Here is a 16,739-nt window from a genome sequence, read left to right as displayed (position 1 = left end):
GCTAACTCAACAGTCGCTCCAAAAAGACCAGTCCGCGGATCAACACTACTATTCTCAGCAGGTCCAAAATTACCCGCATTCGTCGTGAAAGCACTCATAAAAAAATCCCTAAGAATAAAATATCTGTAGAGTTGAGCAACATTAATGAGGCGCAGCAAGCTGGTATTTGTTGGGGGCGCGCGGCGGCGAATGCTTCTCATGTTAGGGGCGGGAAAATTTAGATGAGAAGCGCGGCAATCTGAATAAGTTAAACTTACCGCTTGAGGCTGAGTAAAAAGTCTGCCTGTTAATAAAGAGGCTGAAAGGTTAACGGGTGGTGATGGCACAGTGCAGCGCCCAGAAACTAAAGCGTGTTCTACAATCAGCTGTCAGTACAGCAAAATTTCACTACCTTTGACAATCAGATCATTTTCAAAGTCACTATAAGCAATATGAAAGTGATAGAAAATGTTACCCCAAATTACCCGCGGTTATCGGGTTTTAAAGTCGAATCTTCGAGGAGTGATATGCGACTATTAAGTCAGCAATATCTAATATTGTAAATGGGCGCAAACATATGGCTTTTTGGATGCATCTCGGATCAGCCAGATAATGGCGTGGGAGGATAGAAGCCGGAAAAGCAACTGATCCATTGGATTAGTTGCCCAGAGATGTAACTGCGGACTGAAGGGGATTGTGCGAAGATGAGTGTAAAAACAAAGCTTTTACAGTAGGTTCAGGGATTCATCGCACAATGGATTTGAGCGTATTACAATGAGCGCCCCCAATAGGAGCTTTCGGGATACCCCGCAAAGAGACTAAAAATAGCTGCGTAAACTTTTCTGAAAAACTCCGTTAAATACGGCCGGATTATCCTACGGCGCTGAAAGTGTGACCCCATATTGACTGGTATGGTAGTATGGTATAAGCAGAAAAATGAGGAGATTAAATCATGCAGAGCCCATTGGTGCGACCAACGCATGTCAGTGTCGTGGATCAGCTTTACGCAACATTGCGGGCTGCCATCATTGACAATTTATTGTCGCCGGGCACGCGGATTTCGGAAGCTGATGTGGCTCAACAATATGGCGTCAGCCGCCAGCCCGTACGCGAGGCTTTTATTACGCTTGCCAATGAAGGCTTGCTCGAGGTTCGCCCTCAGCGAGGCACGTTTGTTGCAAAAATTTCACTGCAAGCGGTTATGGATGCCCGTTTCGTTCGCGAGGCTGTCGAGGCGGACATTGTGAAGCTTCTGGCCCAATCGCCTGACGAAGCGCTTGTCACAGAACTGCGTGCGTTGCTTGTTCGTCAAGAAGAGCTCATCGGCGGATCGGCTCGCGATTTCATGGATGCAGATGAAATATTCCACCGCACACTTGCTGAAGGCGCTGACAAAGGCAAAGCCTGGCGGGTGGTGGTTGAAATGAAGGCCCAGATGGATCGGGTGCGTTTTCTTTCAAGTATGCATTTTCCTGTTGCGCGCCTGATCGCTCAACACCGTGAGGTGGTTGATGCCATTGCCGCAGGAGACGTGGCGAGAGCCGAACAATTCATGCGGCAGCACCTTCAGGGGATTTTGATTGATCTGCCTGTCATCAAGCAGGAGCGGCCTGAGTATTTTCTATAGTGCCGGAAAACAACGGCGCTGAAATCATTCCAGAGGAGGAAAGAATGAAGTTTCGATCTTTTAAACACATAGCAGCAACCTGCGCCATGCTTGCCGTGATGGGCGGGACCTCGTTTGCACAGGAGGTCACGCTTAAACTTGGTCATCTCGCCAATGAAGAAAACATCTGGCACAAGGCTGCGTTGAAATTTGCAGACGAAGTCAAATCCCGCACCGAAGGACGGGTGGCGGTCGAAGTTTATCCGAATGAATCGCTCGGCAAGGAAATCGACGTCATCAACGGCATGCAGCTCGGCACTGCCGATATGACCATCACCGGCGAGAGCCTTCAAAATTGGGCGCCGAAAGCCGCTTTGCTGGCTTTGCCATATGGATACAAGTCGCTTGAGCATATGGACAAGGTTGCATCCGGCGATATCGGTAAGCAGATTGAAGCCGAAATTATTGAGAAGGCGGCTATTCGACCGCTGACATATTTCGCGCGTGGGCCGCGCAACCTTTCAGCCAATCGTGAGATCACGAAGCCTGATGATTTGAAGGGCTTCAAGGTTCGCGTACCAAATGTGCCTATTTTCGTGGCTGCATGGCAATCGCTGGGTGCCAACCCTACCCCTATGGCTTTTTCGGAAGTCTTTACCTCGCTTCAGAACGGCACCATCGAAGGGCAGGAAAATCCGCTTGCTCTGTTCAAGTCGGGTGGCTTTTATGAAGTTCAAAAAGTCGTCAACAAGACTGAACATGTTCGCTCGTGGATTTATCTCACCATATCAGAGCGTAGCTGGAACAAATTGTCGGAAGCTGATCAGGCCGCTTTGCTGGAAGCTGCCAAGATCACACAAGCCTACGAACGCGAACTGTTTACCGCTGACGAAAAAGCACTCGTTACCGATCTCGAAGCACATGGTGTGAAATTCGTGGACGTCGATCAGGCCGCTTTCGCCAACAAGGCGAAAGATGCCGTCATCGCGTCTGTGCCGCAGGAAATCCGCCCATTGGCCGAACAGGTTTTCAACGACTGAGATAAAGGCTCTGCCGGATTAAATCCGGCAGCTACCCTGTCGAGGACACCATGACAAAAGCATTCAAAGGATTGGAGGGCGTATTTCGCCTTCTGATACTCGCAACATTTCTTGTGCTGATCGGCGCTGTTCTGCTGCAGGTTTACGCACGCACCTTCCTGAGCACGGCTCCCGTCTGGACGGAAGAGCTGACCCGGTTCTGCCTGCTCTATATAGGTGCGCTCGGCGCTGGCCTTGCCCTGCGCAGCGGCGATATGGTCAATGTTGATCTGATATGTGAGAGCTTGCCCGGACGGTTGCCCTGGCTGTTGCGACTGGTCAGCGCAATCTTGACATTGGTGTTTGCAGCCATCCTTTTGCCCGCCGCATGGGACTACACCACCATTGGCAGCCGTCAGACGGCACCTTCTCTGGGCTGGAGAATGGATATCATCCACGCCTCGCAGCTTATTTTGTTTGTTGCCCTGATCATTTGGGCGCTGATGCGTATCATTGAGATGCTGACAGGCCGCCATGATGGGCGCCCCATCCCCAATTCGGAGGAAAACTGATGGGTCTGACCCTTCTTCTTGGCACATTTGTGCTCGGTCTGGTCATCGGTCTACCCGTGGCCGTCACATTGGGCCTGTCTTCAATGGCCTATCTCCTGTTTGCTGATATTCCGCTCGTTGTCATTCCTCAGAAAATGTATGCCGGGATGGACAGTTTCGTGCTGCTCTGTATTCCGGGCTTTATTCTGGCAGGCAATTTGATGAATTCCGGTGGCATTACGGAGCGTATCATTCGCTTTGCCAACGCTTTGGTTGGATGGATGCGCGGTGGACTTGCGCAAGCCAATATCGCAGCTTCCATGCTTTTTGGCGGCATTTCCGGCACTGCGGTTGCCGATGTTGCATCCGTTGGCGGCATGATGATCCCCGGCATGAAAAAAGTCGGATATCCTGCCTCTTTCTCGGCAGCTGTGACCGCTGCATCATCCACAGTCGGTCCAATGATCCCGCCGAGCGTTCCGATGATTATTGTCGGCTCGCTCTCCGGGCTTTCGGTCGGGAAACTGTTTCTGGCTGGCGCAGTTCCTGGTTTGCTGATGGGTTTTGCGATGATGGTAACAACCTATTTCATCGCAAAGAAAAAGAACTTCCCGCGTGAAAGCTGGAAGGGCGTTCGGGAGTTGTTCACGTCGTTCACTGGCGCGATCTGGGCTATTGCAATGACTGCGCTGATCGTCGGCGGTTTGCTGATCGGGATAACCACACCAACCGAAACTGCTGTGGTGGCATGTCTTTATGCAGCACTCGTGGGCCTGTTCATCTATCGCGAACTGCCGGTAAGCCGTATTCCCAAAATCATTATCGACAGTGCAATCAGTTCTGCCGGCATTCTGGTGCTGGTAGGCACTGCAAATGTTTTTGGCTGGATTTTGGTTGCAGAGCGCATTCCCCAGACACTGGCCAATGCAGTTCTTTCGTTTACGGACAACAAGTTCGTTGTGATTTTGCTGATTAACATTTTGCTTCTGTTCGTTGGCATGTTCATGGAAACGATTGCTGCGCTGATCATCCTGTTTGTGCCTTTGCAGGCACTGGCTATCGCCGTCGGTATTGATCCCATTCACTTTGCCTGTTTTGCAGTGTTGAACCTGATGATCGGTCTGACGACCCCTCCCGTCGGTGTTTGCCTGTTTGTGGCGTCAAATATCGCACGACTCCCTCTATCACCGGTGATCAGAGCGATTATTCCCTACATCATCACCAATATTATCGTTCTTCTCATGGTCAGCTACTTCGCGCCTTTGGCGACATGGTTGCCCAACACTTTGATGCCTTGAGGTTGTGATGACGGAACAATCGGTAACACGTGTCGTTTGCCTTCATGCGCAGGATGATTTGCGCATTGAGAACAGGCCGCTCGAAACACCGGGGCCAGGTCAGGTCCTGGTCGCAATTCAGGCTGGCGGAATTTGTGGATCTGATCTGCATTACTGGCTGGAAGGCGGTATCGGAACCATTCGTGTTCGCGAGCCGATCATCTTGGGGCATGAGGCATCCGGGCGCATCGAAGCGCTCGGTGAAGGGGTGACGGGTCTGAGGCCTGGCCAGCTTGTGGCCTTGAACCCGTCCCAGCCTTGCGGTACGTGCCGTTTTTGCCAGCAGGGCCTTGCGCGCCACTGCACTGCGATGCGGTTTAAAGGTTCTGCAATGTATCTTCCGCATCAGCAAGGCATGTTTCGCGACAGGATCGTCATTGAAGCGGATCAATGCTTTGCTGTGCCTGATGACATCGATCCGGGTGCTGCCGCCTGTTCAGAGCCGCTGGCTGTGTGTTTGCATGCAGCCAATCGGGGTGAGGCAATTGCCGGCAGCCTGTCCGGCAAAGTCGTGCTGGTGACGGGAGCGGGCCCGATTGGCGCGCTTTGTGTTGCCGTGGCAAAAAAGCGGGGCGCTTCCGAAATTATCGTGACAGATATTCAGGACGCGACACTGGCGATTGCTGCAAAAATGGGCGCTGATCACACAGTCAATATTGCGGCCAATCCTACCGGCCTTGACCGATGGAAAGACGATAAAGGCAAGGTTGATCTCGTGTTTGAGTGTTCCGCCGCTGCTCCTGCAATCAATGATGCAATTTCGTGTTTGCGCCCACTCGGAACGATGGTGCAAGTGGGTGTTGCAGGGCCTACAACCATGCCATTGAATGTGATGGTTGGTAAGGAAATTCAGTTTATCGGTTCGCAGCGTTTCGATACCGAATTCGCTGATGCTGTGCAGCTTATCGGATCGCGCGCAATCGACCCACGCCCGATCATTACATCCACTTTGCCTGTGACCGACGCGCTTGCCGCATTTCGTGCGGCAACCGACCGTTCCCAATCGGTCAAGGTTCAAATTACTTTTGCCGCTGCATCTGCACGGCACTGAAAACAGAGAGACGACACTATGAGACAGACCTGGCGCTGGTTCGGCCCCAAGGACCTGGTATCCATCGATGATATGTTGCAGGCAGGAGTGGAAGGCGTTGTAACAGCCCTTCACCATGTTGCGACGGGCGTCGTCTGGTCGCCTGCAGAAATCGAAAAGCGAAAACAAGACATCGCCTACATGAAGAACGGGGAAGCCTCCGGTCTTCGGTGGGAGGTCGTTGAAAGCCTTCCGGTTTCTGAGGATATCAAACGCCAGACGGGTGATTGGAAAACACATATCGCAAACTGGAAGACCTCCATGCGAAACCTGCGTGATGCAGGTGTTGAAGTCATCTGCTATAATTTTATGCCGATCCTCGACTGGACGCGCACTGATCTGGCGTATCGATTGCCAAATGGCGCCACCTGTATGCGCTACGACGCGATTGATTTTGCAGCCTTTGATTTGTTTCTTTTACAACGCAACGGCGCATCGGATGATTATAGTCCAGAGGTCTATGAGGCGGCACACAAGCGGTTTGCAGACATGCCTGAGGCACGACGTCTGGAGCTCTCGGGGAATGTCGTGTTTGGCTTGCCCGGTGCCGCTGAACGCATGTCGATGGATGATGTGAAGCGTCATCTTGCGCATTACGACAATATTTCGCCTGAACGTCTCCGGGGGCATCTGATTGATTTTCTGGCAGAGGTCAGCCCGCTGGCTGAAGAACTTGGTGTGCGTTTATGCTGCCACCCGGATGATCCACCGTTTTCGCTGCTTGGTCTGCCGCGCATCATGTCGACCGAAGCCGATTATAAGGCCGTGATGGATGCGGTGAATATTCCGGCAAATGGCATTACGCTTTGCACCGGATCACTGGGCACACGCGCTGATAATGATCTGCCGGGTATGATGAAGCGGCTGGGCGATCGGGTGCATTTTCTGCATCTGCGCAATGTCGCCCTTGAAGAACCGCATCTTGGTGGATCGTTCCATGAGGCCGCTCATCTGGAAGGCCATACCGATATGGTTGCCATGATTGCAGCCATTCTTGCCGAAGAAAATCGGCGCAAGCTTGCGGGCCGCGCAGACTGGCAAATTCCAATGCGGCCTGATCATGGTCAGGACATTCTGGATGATCTGAACAGAAAAGCGCAGCCGGGTTATCCGTCCATTGGTCGGTTGAAAGGGCTGGCGGAATTGCGCGGGATCATGACCGCCCTGTCGCATCCAGATGTCAGGGTGGTGGAATGACAAGACTTTCGGCGCAGGCAAATCTGGGTGCATCGGCCAGTTGGCCTGCTTACACACCGCAGAACCATGGGGCTGGAATTGTCCATTTGGGGCTTGGCAATTTTGCACGCGCTCATCTGCTTGCTTACACCGATGCTGCTCTCGCACAAAATGGCGGCGACTGGCGTGTTATCGGCGTATCGCTGCGTGGAACGTCTGTTGCGGAGAGTTTAAATCCACAGAATGGTCATTACACGCTGATCACACGCGGCGCGACCACAGAGGCACGGGTGATCGGCGCGCTTGAACGGGTATTGGCCGGACCTGATGTTAGTGGCGATGCATTGGAAGCCATGGCATCTCCTGGCTGCCGTATTGTCAGTTTGACGGTGACGGAAAAAGGATATGGTATCACCAGCGATGGTCAGCTTGATGATAGCCATCCTGCGGTCGCTTTCGACCTTGCAAATCCTGATGCGCCCAGGGGAGTGATCGGACTGATTGTCGGTTCTCTGAACCGCAGAATGCATTTGGGATTGCAGCCATTCACTGTGTTGAGCTGTGATAACCTGTCTCATAATGGCGAGAAACTGCGCAACGCAGTCCTGACTTTTGCACGCAAAACCCACGGTGAGACGCTTTTCCATTGGATAGCAAACAATGTCAGCTTTCCTTCATCCATGGTGGATCGCATCACACCCGCATCAAACGCCGATACGACCAAACTGGCCGGAGAACTGAGCGGGCGGGACGATCATGCAGCAGTCGAAACCGAGCCATTCACGCAATGGGTCATAGAGGATCAATTCTGTGCTGGACGGCCAGAATGGGAATGCGCTGGCGTCCTGTTTGTCGATGACGTGACACCATATGAACGCATGAAACTTCGCATGCTCAATGGTGCGCATTCCATGCTTGCCTATAGCGGGCAATTGGCCGGAAAAGCACTTGTACGCGATGTTATGGCTGACCCTGATCATGCCGCCCTTGTTCGGCGCCATCTTGCCGCAGCGGCCGCGACTGTCGAAGGACTAACGATTGATCTTGATGAGTATGCTTCAGCATTGGCCGAACGATTTTCCAATCCAGCGATAGCACATTCTACGGCACAGATCGCGATGGATGGGACGCAAAAGCTTCCTCAACGCATAACCGCACCGGCAATGGAGACGATTGCAGCAGGCGGATCCACGCGCCCTTTTGCATTTTCCTTGGCGGCCTGGCTTGCTTATCTTGTTCGCAAAGATAGGTATGGAAATCCGCAAGCATTGAATGACCCGCGTGCAATGGAGCTTCAGAGCGCCTTAAAACATGCGGCAACTGCGGATGATATAATTCGCTCAGTTGCGCTCGTTTGCCCTGAAATTCTTCCAGAGACGTTAATCAACGGCGTTTTCGGCGCCATGCTCAGGGATATGGTTGATGGCATCCAATCCGAAGGCATGGCCGCTTTCATCAAGCATGAGGCACAAAGGGCTGAATAAAGCATAATCTGCCCGAAGCGAAAGTCATGGGATTATGCTTTAACGCCTTCTAAGCAGCAGCCTTCATATGGTAGGTAACCTGCTGATAGGGTATTTTTATTCCCGCCTCGTCAAAAGAGGTTTTAACAGATTTGGTGGTGTTGCGAACGACGTCCCAATAATGATTGCTGTCAATCCAATAGCGATAGCACAAGATAACAGCACTATCGCCCAGCTCATCAACAAAGAAGGTGGGCTTTGGCTCTTGAAGCACTCCCTCCTGTGACAAGACAATCTTCTGAATGATTGAGAACGCATTATCGATATTGTCGTCGTATCCTATACGCACTTTGAAGTCGTGCATCCTCATCTTGAGGCGGCTATAGTTGATGACCGACGTGTTCCAAAGCGTTGAATTCGGAGCCACAATGTAAACACCGTCATAAGATTTAAGCTCTGTTGTAAACAAGCCTATCTCTTCAACTGTGCCGACAACACTGCCTGCACTTATAAACTCCCCAACCCGAAACGGGCGAAGAACAAGAAGCATAATGCCTGCCGCAATGTTTTGAAGTGTGCCCTGCAAGGCAAGCCCAATGGCGAGGCCTATTGCGCCCAATGCTGCAAGGATTGAGGCAGTCTGAACGCCAAATTGGCCCAGAACCATCACAAAAACGATGGCAAGAACACTGTAGCGGATGATGCCGCCAAAAAACTTTGAAATTGTCTTGTCGAGGCCGCGGATGCCCGATAGCGAGGTGACGGTCCAGCGTTGAAGGGTTCCCGCTAAAATCCACCCAGCACAAAGGATTACAATTGCACCCAGGGTTGATAGCGAATAGCGCAGAAGCAGATCGGATATCTGGAACAGAAATTGATTGGTGCGTTCAAAGACTTCGGTCGCTTTTTGGTCCATTATTCCTATCTCGATTGTTGGTATTTAAAATTCTCACATATCGACGATCACATGTCGGCTGAATGCTCCGGTGCGCTGTGGACCAATTGCGTTTCTGGTGTGTGAACCAATGCGAGATAGCGCTCGAACTGAACCAGAACGTCGGAGATCAATTGATCTTTCGTCATGCCCATGACATCGTAACCTCGTCCTCCACTCGAAAAATACGTTCTGGCTTCGTAGCGAAACTCAGGTTTTCCCACGGCCATAGCGGAGAAAGCGGGAATCTGGTGCGAGGCTGGCATTATCCCATAAATGAAGTCGCGAACGCCTTCCGCCGATGAACGCAGTGCAATTGAACCATTGTCTTCTGTGGCGACAACGGTGTCGCGTCCTCGATTGTTGAGTTCCGTTGCGACTTCGGAAAGCGCCTTCATTGCCGGGCCTTCGATAAAAGCGGACACTTCACGCTCGGAAGGTGCATGCAGCATCAACGATAACCGGCGTTGCCAGGTCAGGCCAGACGCCGGTTGTGCCGTCGGAGTGGTTGGAATTCCCGCATGTGCGACCTGTTGGGCGAGGTCGGCCCGCATCCCTTTGAAGAGCGACCAGACAAGAACGAGAATGACGATAGAAAATGGAAGTGCGCTTGCAATCGTCACAGATTGAAGTGCACCCAATCCACCCGCAACAAGCAGGCTCGCGGCAACAATGCCTTCAAGCGCGCACCAGAAGACCCGTTGGGCGGTCGTTGTTTCGGTTTCACCACCGGCGGCAATGGAATCCACAACCAAAGAGCCCGAGTCTGAAGAAGTGATGAAGAATATTGCCACCAGAATGACCGCAAGCGTCGAGGTCAATGTGGTCCACGGCAAATATTCGAAGAAATGAAACAGGCCGACCGAAACGTCTGCCGCTATCTCAGCGCCCAGCTTTCCGTTGGCAACTGTGGTGTCAATCAGGATTGCGGAATTGCCAAAGACAGTCATCCAAAAGAATGTGAAGCCTGCTGGAATAAACAAAACGGCTGTAACAAATTCGCGCACTGTTCGCCCTCTGGAGATACGCGCGATGAACATACCGACGAAAGGCGACCAGGAAATCCACCATGCCCAATAGAAAAGAGTCCAGGCATCAATCCATGGTGTTGGCTGATAGGCATAAATGTTGAATGTTCTAAGAACAATCGTATCCAGATAAAGCCCGATATTTTGAACAAAATCGCGGAACAGCTGCGAAGTTGGGCCCACGACGAGAACAAACAGCATCAGCAAAATTGCAATCAGAAGGTTCACTTCCGATAGAATGCGAACACCTTTATCAAGCCCGGTGACAACGGATATGGTCGCAAGGCCGGTAATGACCAATATTAAAGGAAGCTGAACCTGCAATCCGATGGGGACGCCCGTCAGATAATTAAGTCCTGCATTGATTTGCGAAACACCCAACCCAAGCGAGGTTGCGATCCCGAACATTGTTCCGACAATCGCAAAAATATCAACAGCGTGCCCAATCGGGCCGTTAATCCGTTCTTTTAAAAGTGGATATAATCCCGAGCGGATTGTGAGTGGTAGATTGTAGCGATAACCAAAATAAGCAAGCGAAAGCCCCACGACCGCGTAAATAGCCCAGGCGTGAATGCCCCAATGGAAGAACGTCACAGCCATGGCCTGGCGCGTTGCTTCGATCGAGCGGGGTTCCGCTGTTGGCGGGGCCATGAAGTGAGACATCGGCTCACCGACAGCATAATACATCAACCCGATGCCCATGCCGGCGGCAAAAAGCATCGCAATCCACGACATAAAACTGAAATCCGGTGTGGAGTCGTCCGGCCCTAATTTGAGGCGTCCATATCGCCCTAGACTGAGCAACAGAACACTGGCCAGAAAAATCCCAACAACAAGAAGGTAAAACCAACCGAAGTTTGCAAGAATACTGTTTTGCAAAGCAGCAAAAATTTCAGCGGCCTGATCTGGAACAATTACACCGATCGCGAGAAACAATCCTATGATAATAATCGAACCGAAGAATACGGGCGGATTGATAATAAATTTTGCTGGCATTTTCTCTCACAAAATTGGGGCATAAATTCCAAACTTCAAATCTAGGTTTGGCCACAATTTTGTCAATGTGAAAGAGAGTATTTTTTATAGGAATCAAAAATGCATGGCTAAATTGTAAAATGTAGAAAATGGAGAATTTTAAATTATAATATACTTATTGCTATAAATTTATATTGTTTAGTTTATTAAATGTATTGATATTTCAATATGAAAATAAACTTTTATAGAATTTTCTTTCGCGATTTTATTGGGTTTTGAATGGCGATTATCTCTGCCTGCCGCGCATGGAAGCCTATGCAAACATCACCCGGCAATGACACAATCAAGCATGTGCGACTTTGATCGTTGTGGTCACGCCATTGAGCCGAATAATCTCATGGCTCCATCCTCGGAAAAGGCTGATGTTCATGCTTGTAAGAAAACTCCGTCGCATCAGACCGCAGTATCTTACGAACCGTATTACGAGAAACATGAAGCTCTCTGGTGATCTTCTTTACCGACCAGCCTTGAAACATGGAAGGCGCGCCGGACACAAGCAATCATATCCACTCTTTTCAACTCCTTACTCCATCTGCTGACTAAAAGTGAGATCCTCGGATGAAATCTAGGGCGGGTTAAATTGAATAAGTATTCGCCCCCTAAAGGGGGCAGTATTCCACGCCGGAACACACCACTGGGGCGCGCTGGTTTGTGATGTCAGAAGATTTAGGCCTAATAGCTCACAGTGAAGCGCTGCCAGACGTGAGCAGGCGTCTCGATGTCGCCGGCCACAGCGGTGACACCAGAAAGCGCAGCGATCTTGGAGGGGGCGCGGGGAATTGCGGAGACGTCGTCATCGCGGTTGGAGAGCTCGGCCAAGATGCGCGAGCCTGCTTGGCCCGAAGCACCGATTAGAGCGATTTTCATGGTTTTACCCATTGCTGGTCGGTTGCACGGAAGCAGTCAAATCTTCGATCGCTGCCAATAAACGGTCGGAGCCTTGATAGAGAACGCGGCCATTGAGCTGGATTGGCCGACCGTCCACGACAACGATTAGTTGTGGGACGCCTTGAATGCCCAAGTCGTGCATTCGGGCCTGCGTCGCCTCCATGCGTTCGAGGGTGCGTTGGCGCAGATCGACATCGTTTTTCAAGCGTTCAGAAAACCCTTCGATAGCCAGCTCAAAGCCGTGTTTGCGGGCGACCGCGACGGCCACTTTGGCAACTTCTTCTTCTTTGGCCGTGTCGTGCCCTTCGACATAGCGGGCGATCTGGACCGCATGCAGGAAAGCAGGCTCGAGCGGTGCCTCAAGCTCGCCCAGAACCTGAAGTGCCAGCGTTGCGGGCGCTGAAGTAAAAATACCGGTGGAAGAGAGCAGAACGTTCTGATGGTAGGTCTCTGAGAATGGCTGGCCGGTCAGTGACTGGATACGTTGATCATTGCGCCAGGCATGATCTGATATCGCGGAGACGGGGCGGCTGCCATAGAACAGGCCCGAGGGCATCATGCGCAATGCGCCGGGAAACTTGCCGGCAAGACCTTCCAAGGCCGGTGCGCTGGCGTAGCACCATCCACAGAATGGATCGAAGAAATACTGGAGTTCAATAGTATGGGTCATTGCGGTGTCCTTTTGTTTAGGACATATATACTGTTGCATGGAGCGGAGATAAACGGCGCTACTGTCGACACAGTGTTGCATAAAATGAGCGAATGGCATGGACAGGATCACGGCAGCACGCGTGTTCATCGAGAGGGTTGAGCGCGGCAGTGCTACGGCAGCCGCCGAAGCTCTTAGCATGTCGCGAGCCATGGCATCGCGCTATATCGCCTCTATTGAGGGCTGGTCGGGCACGAGGCTGCTGCACCGCACCACGCGGCAGCTCAGCCTGACATCGGCTGGAGAGCGGGTCCTTGAATTATGCAAGGAAATGGTCCGGATCGCCGACACTATCACCGATGTGGCAATGGATGCGGGAACACCAAGGGGCCGACTTCGAGTTACGGCACCGAGCATTCTGGCCGATGCGTTGCTGATCCCGCTGCTGGCAAATTTTTCTGGCGATTATCCGCACATCAAGGTTGACCTTCTAATCTCCGACCGACCGGTTGATCTTGTTCAGGACCGGATTGATGTCGCCATCCGGATTGCAAACACTCTCGACCCCTCACTTATCGCGAGGCGACTGGGCTCGTGCCCGTCACAGCTCTATGCAGCGCCTGCCTACCTAAAGGCTCATGGACAACCCGGCAGTGTGGAAGACTTGAAAGAACATTACTGCTTGACCTATACCAACCTGGGTGGTGCCGAGTGGACGCTGGGGAACGGGCGCGTTCAGATCGCGGTGCCTGTTGCCGGAAGCTTCCAAACCAATGATGCCTTGGCGCTGCGGCGAGCCGCGATCGCCGGAATGGGCATAGCCATGTTGCCGACATTCGCAGCCGATCAGGACGTTCGGGATGGCAAGCTGGAGGTGGTGTTGGCAGAATGGCAGCCGGAAGCATTAGGTATTCATGCACTTTACGCGTCGCGGCAACATCTTCCCATGGCTGCCCGGGGTCTGATCGACTTTCTCGCCGATACCATGGCCAACTAGGTGTTTGATCCCGAACTTTGATGGTGCACTATTTTTCAATGAATGGCAGGAGGCATGATGGGCCAAGTTCTTCATGGGAAACGAAGTGCAAGATACTGTTGACTGGTTTGGATAGCCGATGCAGATCTTATAAGAAAGTAACAGCCGCCAAGATTGGGTAGGGCGCTGGCGGCTATTGGGAACAGTGATTTCACCATGGGAATCAATCGGTGAAACAGGGAGCACATCGTCGGTGTCCTGGATCTCCTGGCGCGGCTGTTACGTCATTTTTCATTATTGCACAGGCTATTTGTCATGGCAGACGTGTCTTCAGGACCCAAAGCGTCTGCTCCCGTATTTTGGTGCATGCCAGACCTTTGCTCTGAAGCAACGGTTATGATTTGTAAATTTCGCATTACTAATATTAACGAAAAATCAAAATCATAAAATGGTTGCTTTAGTAGAAGAGTGATCCTTTTTATTTTAAATCATTAATGTATAATATTAGTAATATAAAATTATATTACAATTTATTGTAGGTTATTTACGTTTTATATTTACAAAATATTCTTACTATAACATATTTGTTACCAATATTCTGTTGAATGGCCGATGGGCGAGGTTAAAAGGCACAATCGACCAGCATCTCGTTTTGATGGCGCAGGGCGATGTTTTATGCGGGGTGCGTGTCCTCACGCATGTTGAATGGGGTGATCCAATTTGGGCGTTGAGGCTGTCTGTAGGGGAAATGGTCATTTGCGCAGCAAAGCTGGGGAAGCGTCGCTGCGGCGTGTTCGCCTTGCCGTTTGCAGCCCGGGTCTTCTTCATGCCTGCTGCGGCTTCCGCGATGCGCCGCGTGTGTTGTTCTTGCCATCGCTACCGTGTTTTTCTTTAGGGCGGTCCGCATGTCGGGCGGGTCGCCGAACCCCGATTTTCCAGTTTTAGGTTCAACGCTGCCGGGCACGGCGGCGCTTTCAATGCATGTTGAAGAGGTATTGCGCAATGAGCGTCCCATATATTGCTTATAACCGTCGTTCTGTGGCCGCACCGTTGTTGGCGCAGGCCCCCGCTTCGGGTCAGATCGCCATTATGCCCACCCGATGTCTTTCACAGGCCCGCAGCATCCTCAGCGCATTGTCTCTGACACTGGCGCTCTCTGTCTCAAGCCTTGCGATCACAACATATGAGGCAAAGGCGACTGATTATACGACGCAAGTATCAAATCAGGATCTGAATCCGGGAGATACGGTTAATACAGTTACTACGTCCAGTACGGCTGGTTTTCCTTCTTATTCTGTTACTGCGGGAACATATACTGTAAATCGTGCAACAATAGAGATTACTCTTGGCTTAGTGAATGACGTTGCTTCTGCCGTTCTGGCGCGAGGTACTGGCGCTCATGCGATCATAACCGGTTCCATTATTCGTGCTCATACCGGTACTGGGATACAGGCTCAAGGTCTCCGTGCGGATCAAGGCGGCACAATTACTGTCAGTGGCACAACCGTAGCAGTAGATGGTGAGAGCGCAGTCGGCCTAGCGGTGGATGGTGCTGGCAGTGCGATTAATGTGAATAGCAGTACGGTCATAAACGTGGCCTCACCGGGCGCCGACAACTGGAGTTATGGCGTTGCTGCGTACCGTGAAGCTACGATGTTGTTTGATGGCGGAGGCAAGGTTGCCGGCACGGTTCTGCCCACCATCACTTTAGGAGTGGGCTCAACAACAAGCAAGGCAGCGTTCGGTGCGAGTGGAGCTTCTACGCTGGAGTTCCGTGATATTGATTTCACGCGGGAGACCCTTACGCTGAATGGGGGGTGGACCGCAGATTCAGCGGATACTAATTCCATAATATCATTCACGCATGGCACAAATGCTGACAACCAGAGAGTTCGTGCTGAGCGCGGCGGGAAACTGGTGTTCACAGACACATCCAGCGCCACGGGCTCCACGTTTCTTATAAGTGATAGCGGTACGGCACTTGATTTTTCCGGGAGTACGTTGGGTACGTTTTCGGTCGGCTCTCTTTCTGGCAACAATGGGTTTGTGACACTTGGCACCAACACGCTTGAAGTAACGGGCAGCAGTGACGATACCTATAGCGGCGTGATACAGGGCACTGGCGGCTTCACCTATAGCGGCACGGGGACTTTTACGCTTGGTGGCGCGAACACCTATACGGGTGGGACCGTTGTCAATTCGGGTAAATTGATTGTCAGCGCCAATGCCAATCTTGGTGCTGCCACGGGAGCGCTCGGCTTCAATGGCGGCACGCTTCTGCTCACAGATAGCTTTGACAACAGTCGTGCGGTGACGCTTGGCACGAATGGCGGCACCATCCAGACGACGGCTGCGAAGACCAACAGTTTCTCGGGCAAGGTGACGGGCACGGGCAAACTAACGAAGACCGGCGACGGCACGCTTGTTCTTGCGGGCACGGCCAGTGACTATACGGGCGGCACGCAGATTGATGGCGGTGTTGTGTCGGTGAGTGCAGACCGCAATCTTGGCGCGACGACAGGTGCGCTCGGCTTCAATGGCGGCACGCTTCTGCTGACGGACAGTTTTGACAACAGCCGTGCGGTGACGCTTGGCACGAATGGCGGCACCATCCAGACGACGGCAGAGAAGACCAATAGTTTCTCGGGCAAGGTGACGGGCGCTGGTAGTCTGACGAAGACAGGTGACGGCACGCTTGTTCTCTCGAGCACGGCCAGTGACTATACGGGCGGCACGCAGATTGATGGCGGTGTTGTGTCGGTTTCGGCCAATGCCAATCTTGGTGCTGCCACAGGAGCGCTCGGCTTCAATGGCGGCACGCTTCTGCTCACAGACAGTTTTGACAACAGCCGTGCGGTGACGCTTGGGATGAATGGCGGCACCATCCAGACGACGGTTGCGAAGACCAACACCTTCTCCGGCACGGTGACGGGCACGGGCAAACTAACGAAGACCGGCGACGGCACGCTTGTTCTTGCGGGCACGGCCAGCGACTATACGGGCGGCAC

The 16,739-nt window shown here is 52.1% G+C and carries 12 protein-coding genes and 2 pseudogenes; 9 read left to right on the top strand and 5 right to left on the bottom strand.

Annotation, left to right across the window (positions count from 1 at the left end):
- The first annotated feature begins 931 nt into the window (after positions 1–931).
- The 7 genes from ABE527_RS20740 to ABE527_RS20710 are packed head-to-tail and all read left to right on the top strand — an operon-like array spanning position 932 to position 8,242.
- On the top strand, positions 932–1,606 hold the full coding sequence (locus tag ABE527_RS20740) for a GntR family transcriptional regulator (RefSeq protein WP_265985913.1): 675 nt from the start codon (positions 932–934) through the stop codon (positions 1,604–1,606).
- 44 nt (positions 1,607–1,650) lie between these two features.
- The gene (locus ABE527_RS20735) at positions 1,651–2,625 is read left to right on the top strand and encodes a TRAP transporter substrate-binding protein (protein ID WP_265985912.1); all 975 of its coding nucleotides are present in this window, start codon (positions 1,651–1,653) and stop codon (positions 2,623–2,625) included.
- Positions 2,626–2,675: 50 nt separating this feature from the next.
- Positions 2,676–3,176: a TRAP transporter small permease gene (locus tag ABE527_RS20730; protein WP_499695399.1), complete on the top strand. Its 501-nt coding sequence runs from the start codon at positions 2,676–2,678 to the stop codon at positions 3,174–3,176.
- Positions 3,176–4,453, top strand: a complete 1,278-nt coding sequence (locus ABE527_RS20725) for a TRAP transporter large permease (protein WP_396998355.1) — start codon at positions 3,176–3,178, stop codon at positions 4,451–4,453. The genes ABE527_RS20730 and ABE527_RS20725 overlap by 1 nt, the downstream gene beginning before the upstream one ends.
- A gap of 7 nt (positions 4,454–4,460) precedes the next feature.
- Positions 4,461–5,543, top strand: a complete 1,083-nt coding sequence (locus tag ABE527_RS20720) for an L-idonate 5-dehydrogenase (protein WP_499698186.1) — start codon at positions 4,461–4,463, stop codon at positions 5,541–5,543.
- 18 nt (positions 5,544–5,561) lie between these two features.
- Positions 5,562–6,779 carry a mannonate dehydratase gene (gene uxuA, locus ABE527_RS20715; RefSeq protein ID WP_499698185.1) on the top strand — a complete coding sequence of 406 codons (1,218 nt, stop codon included), beginning with the start codon at positions 5,562–5,564 and terminating at the stop codon, positions 6,777–6,779.
- Positions 6,776–8,242, top strand: a complete 1,467-nt coding sequence (locus tag ABE527_RS20710; protein WP_499698184.1) for a mannitol dehydrogenase family protein — start codon at positions 6,776–6,778, stop codon at positions 8,240–8,242. The genes uxuA and ABE527_RS20710 overlap by 4 nt, the downstream gene beginning before the upstream one ends.
- 49 nt (positions 8,243–8,291) lie before the next feature.
- Here ABE527_RS20710 and ABE527_RS20705 read toward each other — a convergent pair whose 3' ends face one another.
- The 5 genes and pseudogenes from ABE527_RS20705 to ABE527_RS20685 all read right to left on the bottom strand — a co-directional run bounded on the left by ABE527_RS20705 (position 8,292) and on the right by ABE527_RS20685 (position 12,776).
- A complete protein-coding gene (locus ABE527_RS20705; RefSeq protein WP_499698183.1) occupies positions 8,292–9,137 on the bottom strand; it encodes a mechanosensitive ion channel family protein in 846 nt (281 codons plus the stop codon).
- Positions 9,138–9,184: 47 nt separating this feature from the next.
- Positions 9,185–11,179, bottom strand: a complete 1,995-nt coding sequence (locus tag ABE527_RS20700) for a BCCT family transporter (protein WP_499695404.1) — start codon at positions 11,177–11,179, stop codon at positions 9,185–9,187.
- 425 nt (positions 11,180–11,604) lie between these two features.
- Positions 11,605–11,722 (bottom strand): annotated as a pseudogene (locus ABE527_RS20695) (helix-turn-helix domain-containing protein); the annotation flags it as partial.
- A 204-nt stretch (positions 11,723–11,926) separates the two neighbouring features.
- Positions 11,927–12,085, bottom strand: a pseudogene (locus ABE527_RS20690) (NAD(P)H-binding protein); the annotation flags it as partial.
- A gap of 4 nt (positions 12,086–12,089) precedes the next feature.
- Positions 12,090–12,776 carry a DsbA family protein gene (locus ABE527_RS20685; RefSeq protein WP_499698182.1) on the bottom strand — a complete coding sequence of 229 codons (687 nt, stop codon included), beginning with the start codon at positions 12,774–12,776 and terminating at the stop codon, positions 12,090–12,092.
- Between the two features lie 97 nt (positions 12,777–12,873).
- On the opposite strand from ABE527_RS20685, the gene ABE527_RS20680 reads away from it, so the two are divergent.
- Both ABE527_RS20680 and ABE527_RS20675 read left to right on the top strand, forming a co-directional pair.
- Complete coding sequence (locus ABE527_RS20680) at positions 12,874–13,752, top strand: LysR family transcriptional regulator (RefSeq protein ID WP_499698181.1); 879 nt, start codon at positions 12,874–12,876, stop codon at positions 13,750–13,752.
- A 981-nt stretch (positions 13,753–14,733) separates the two neighbouring features.
- On the top strand, positions 14,734–16,739 hold a 2,006-nt coding region (locus ABE527_RS20675), incomplete at its 3' end, for a beta strand repeat-containing protein (protein WP_499698180.1).

Origin of the sequence: Brucella sp. TWI432, from assembly GCF_039674445.1 — a bacterium.
Classification (GTDB): Bacteria; Pseudomonadota; Alphaproteobacteria; order Rhizobiales; family Rhizobiaceae; genus Brucella; species Brucella chromiisoli.
The sequence above is the reverse complement of the archived record's forward strand: the minus strand, read 5'-3'. Positions and strand labels throughout refer to the sequence as shown.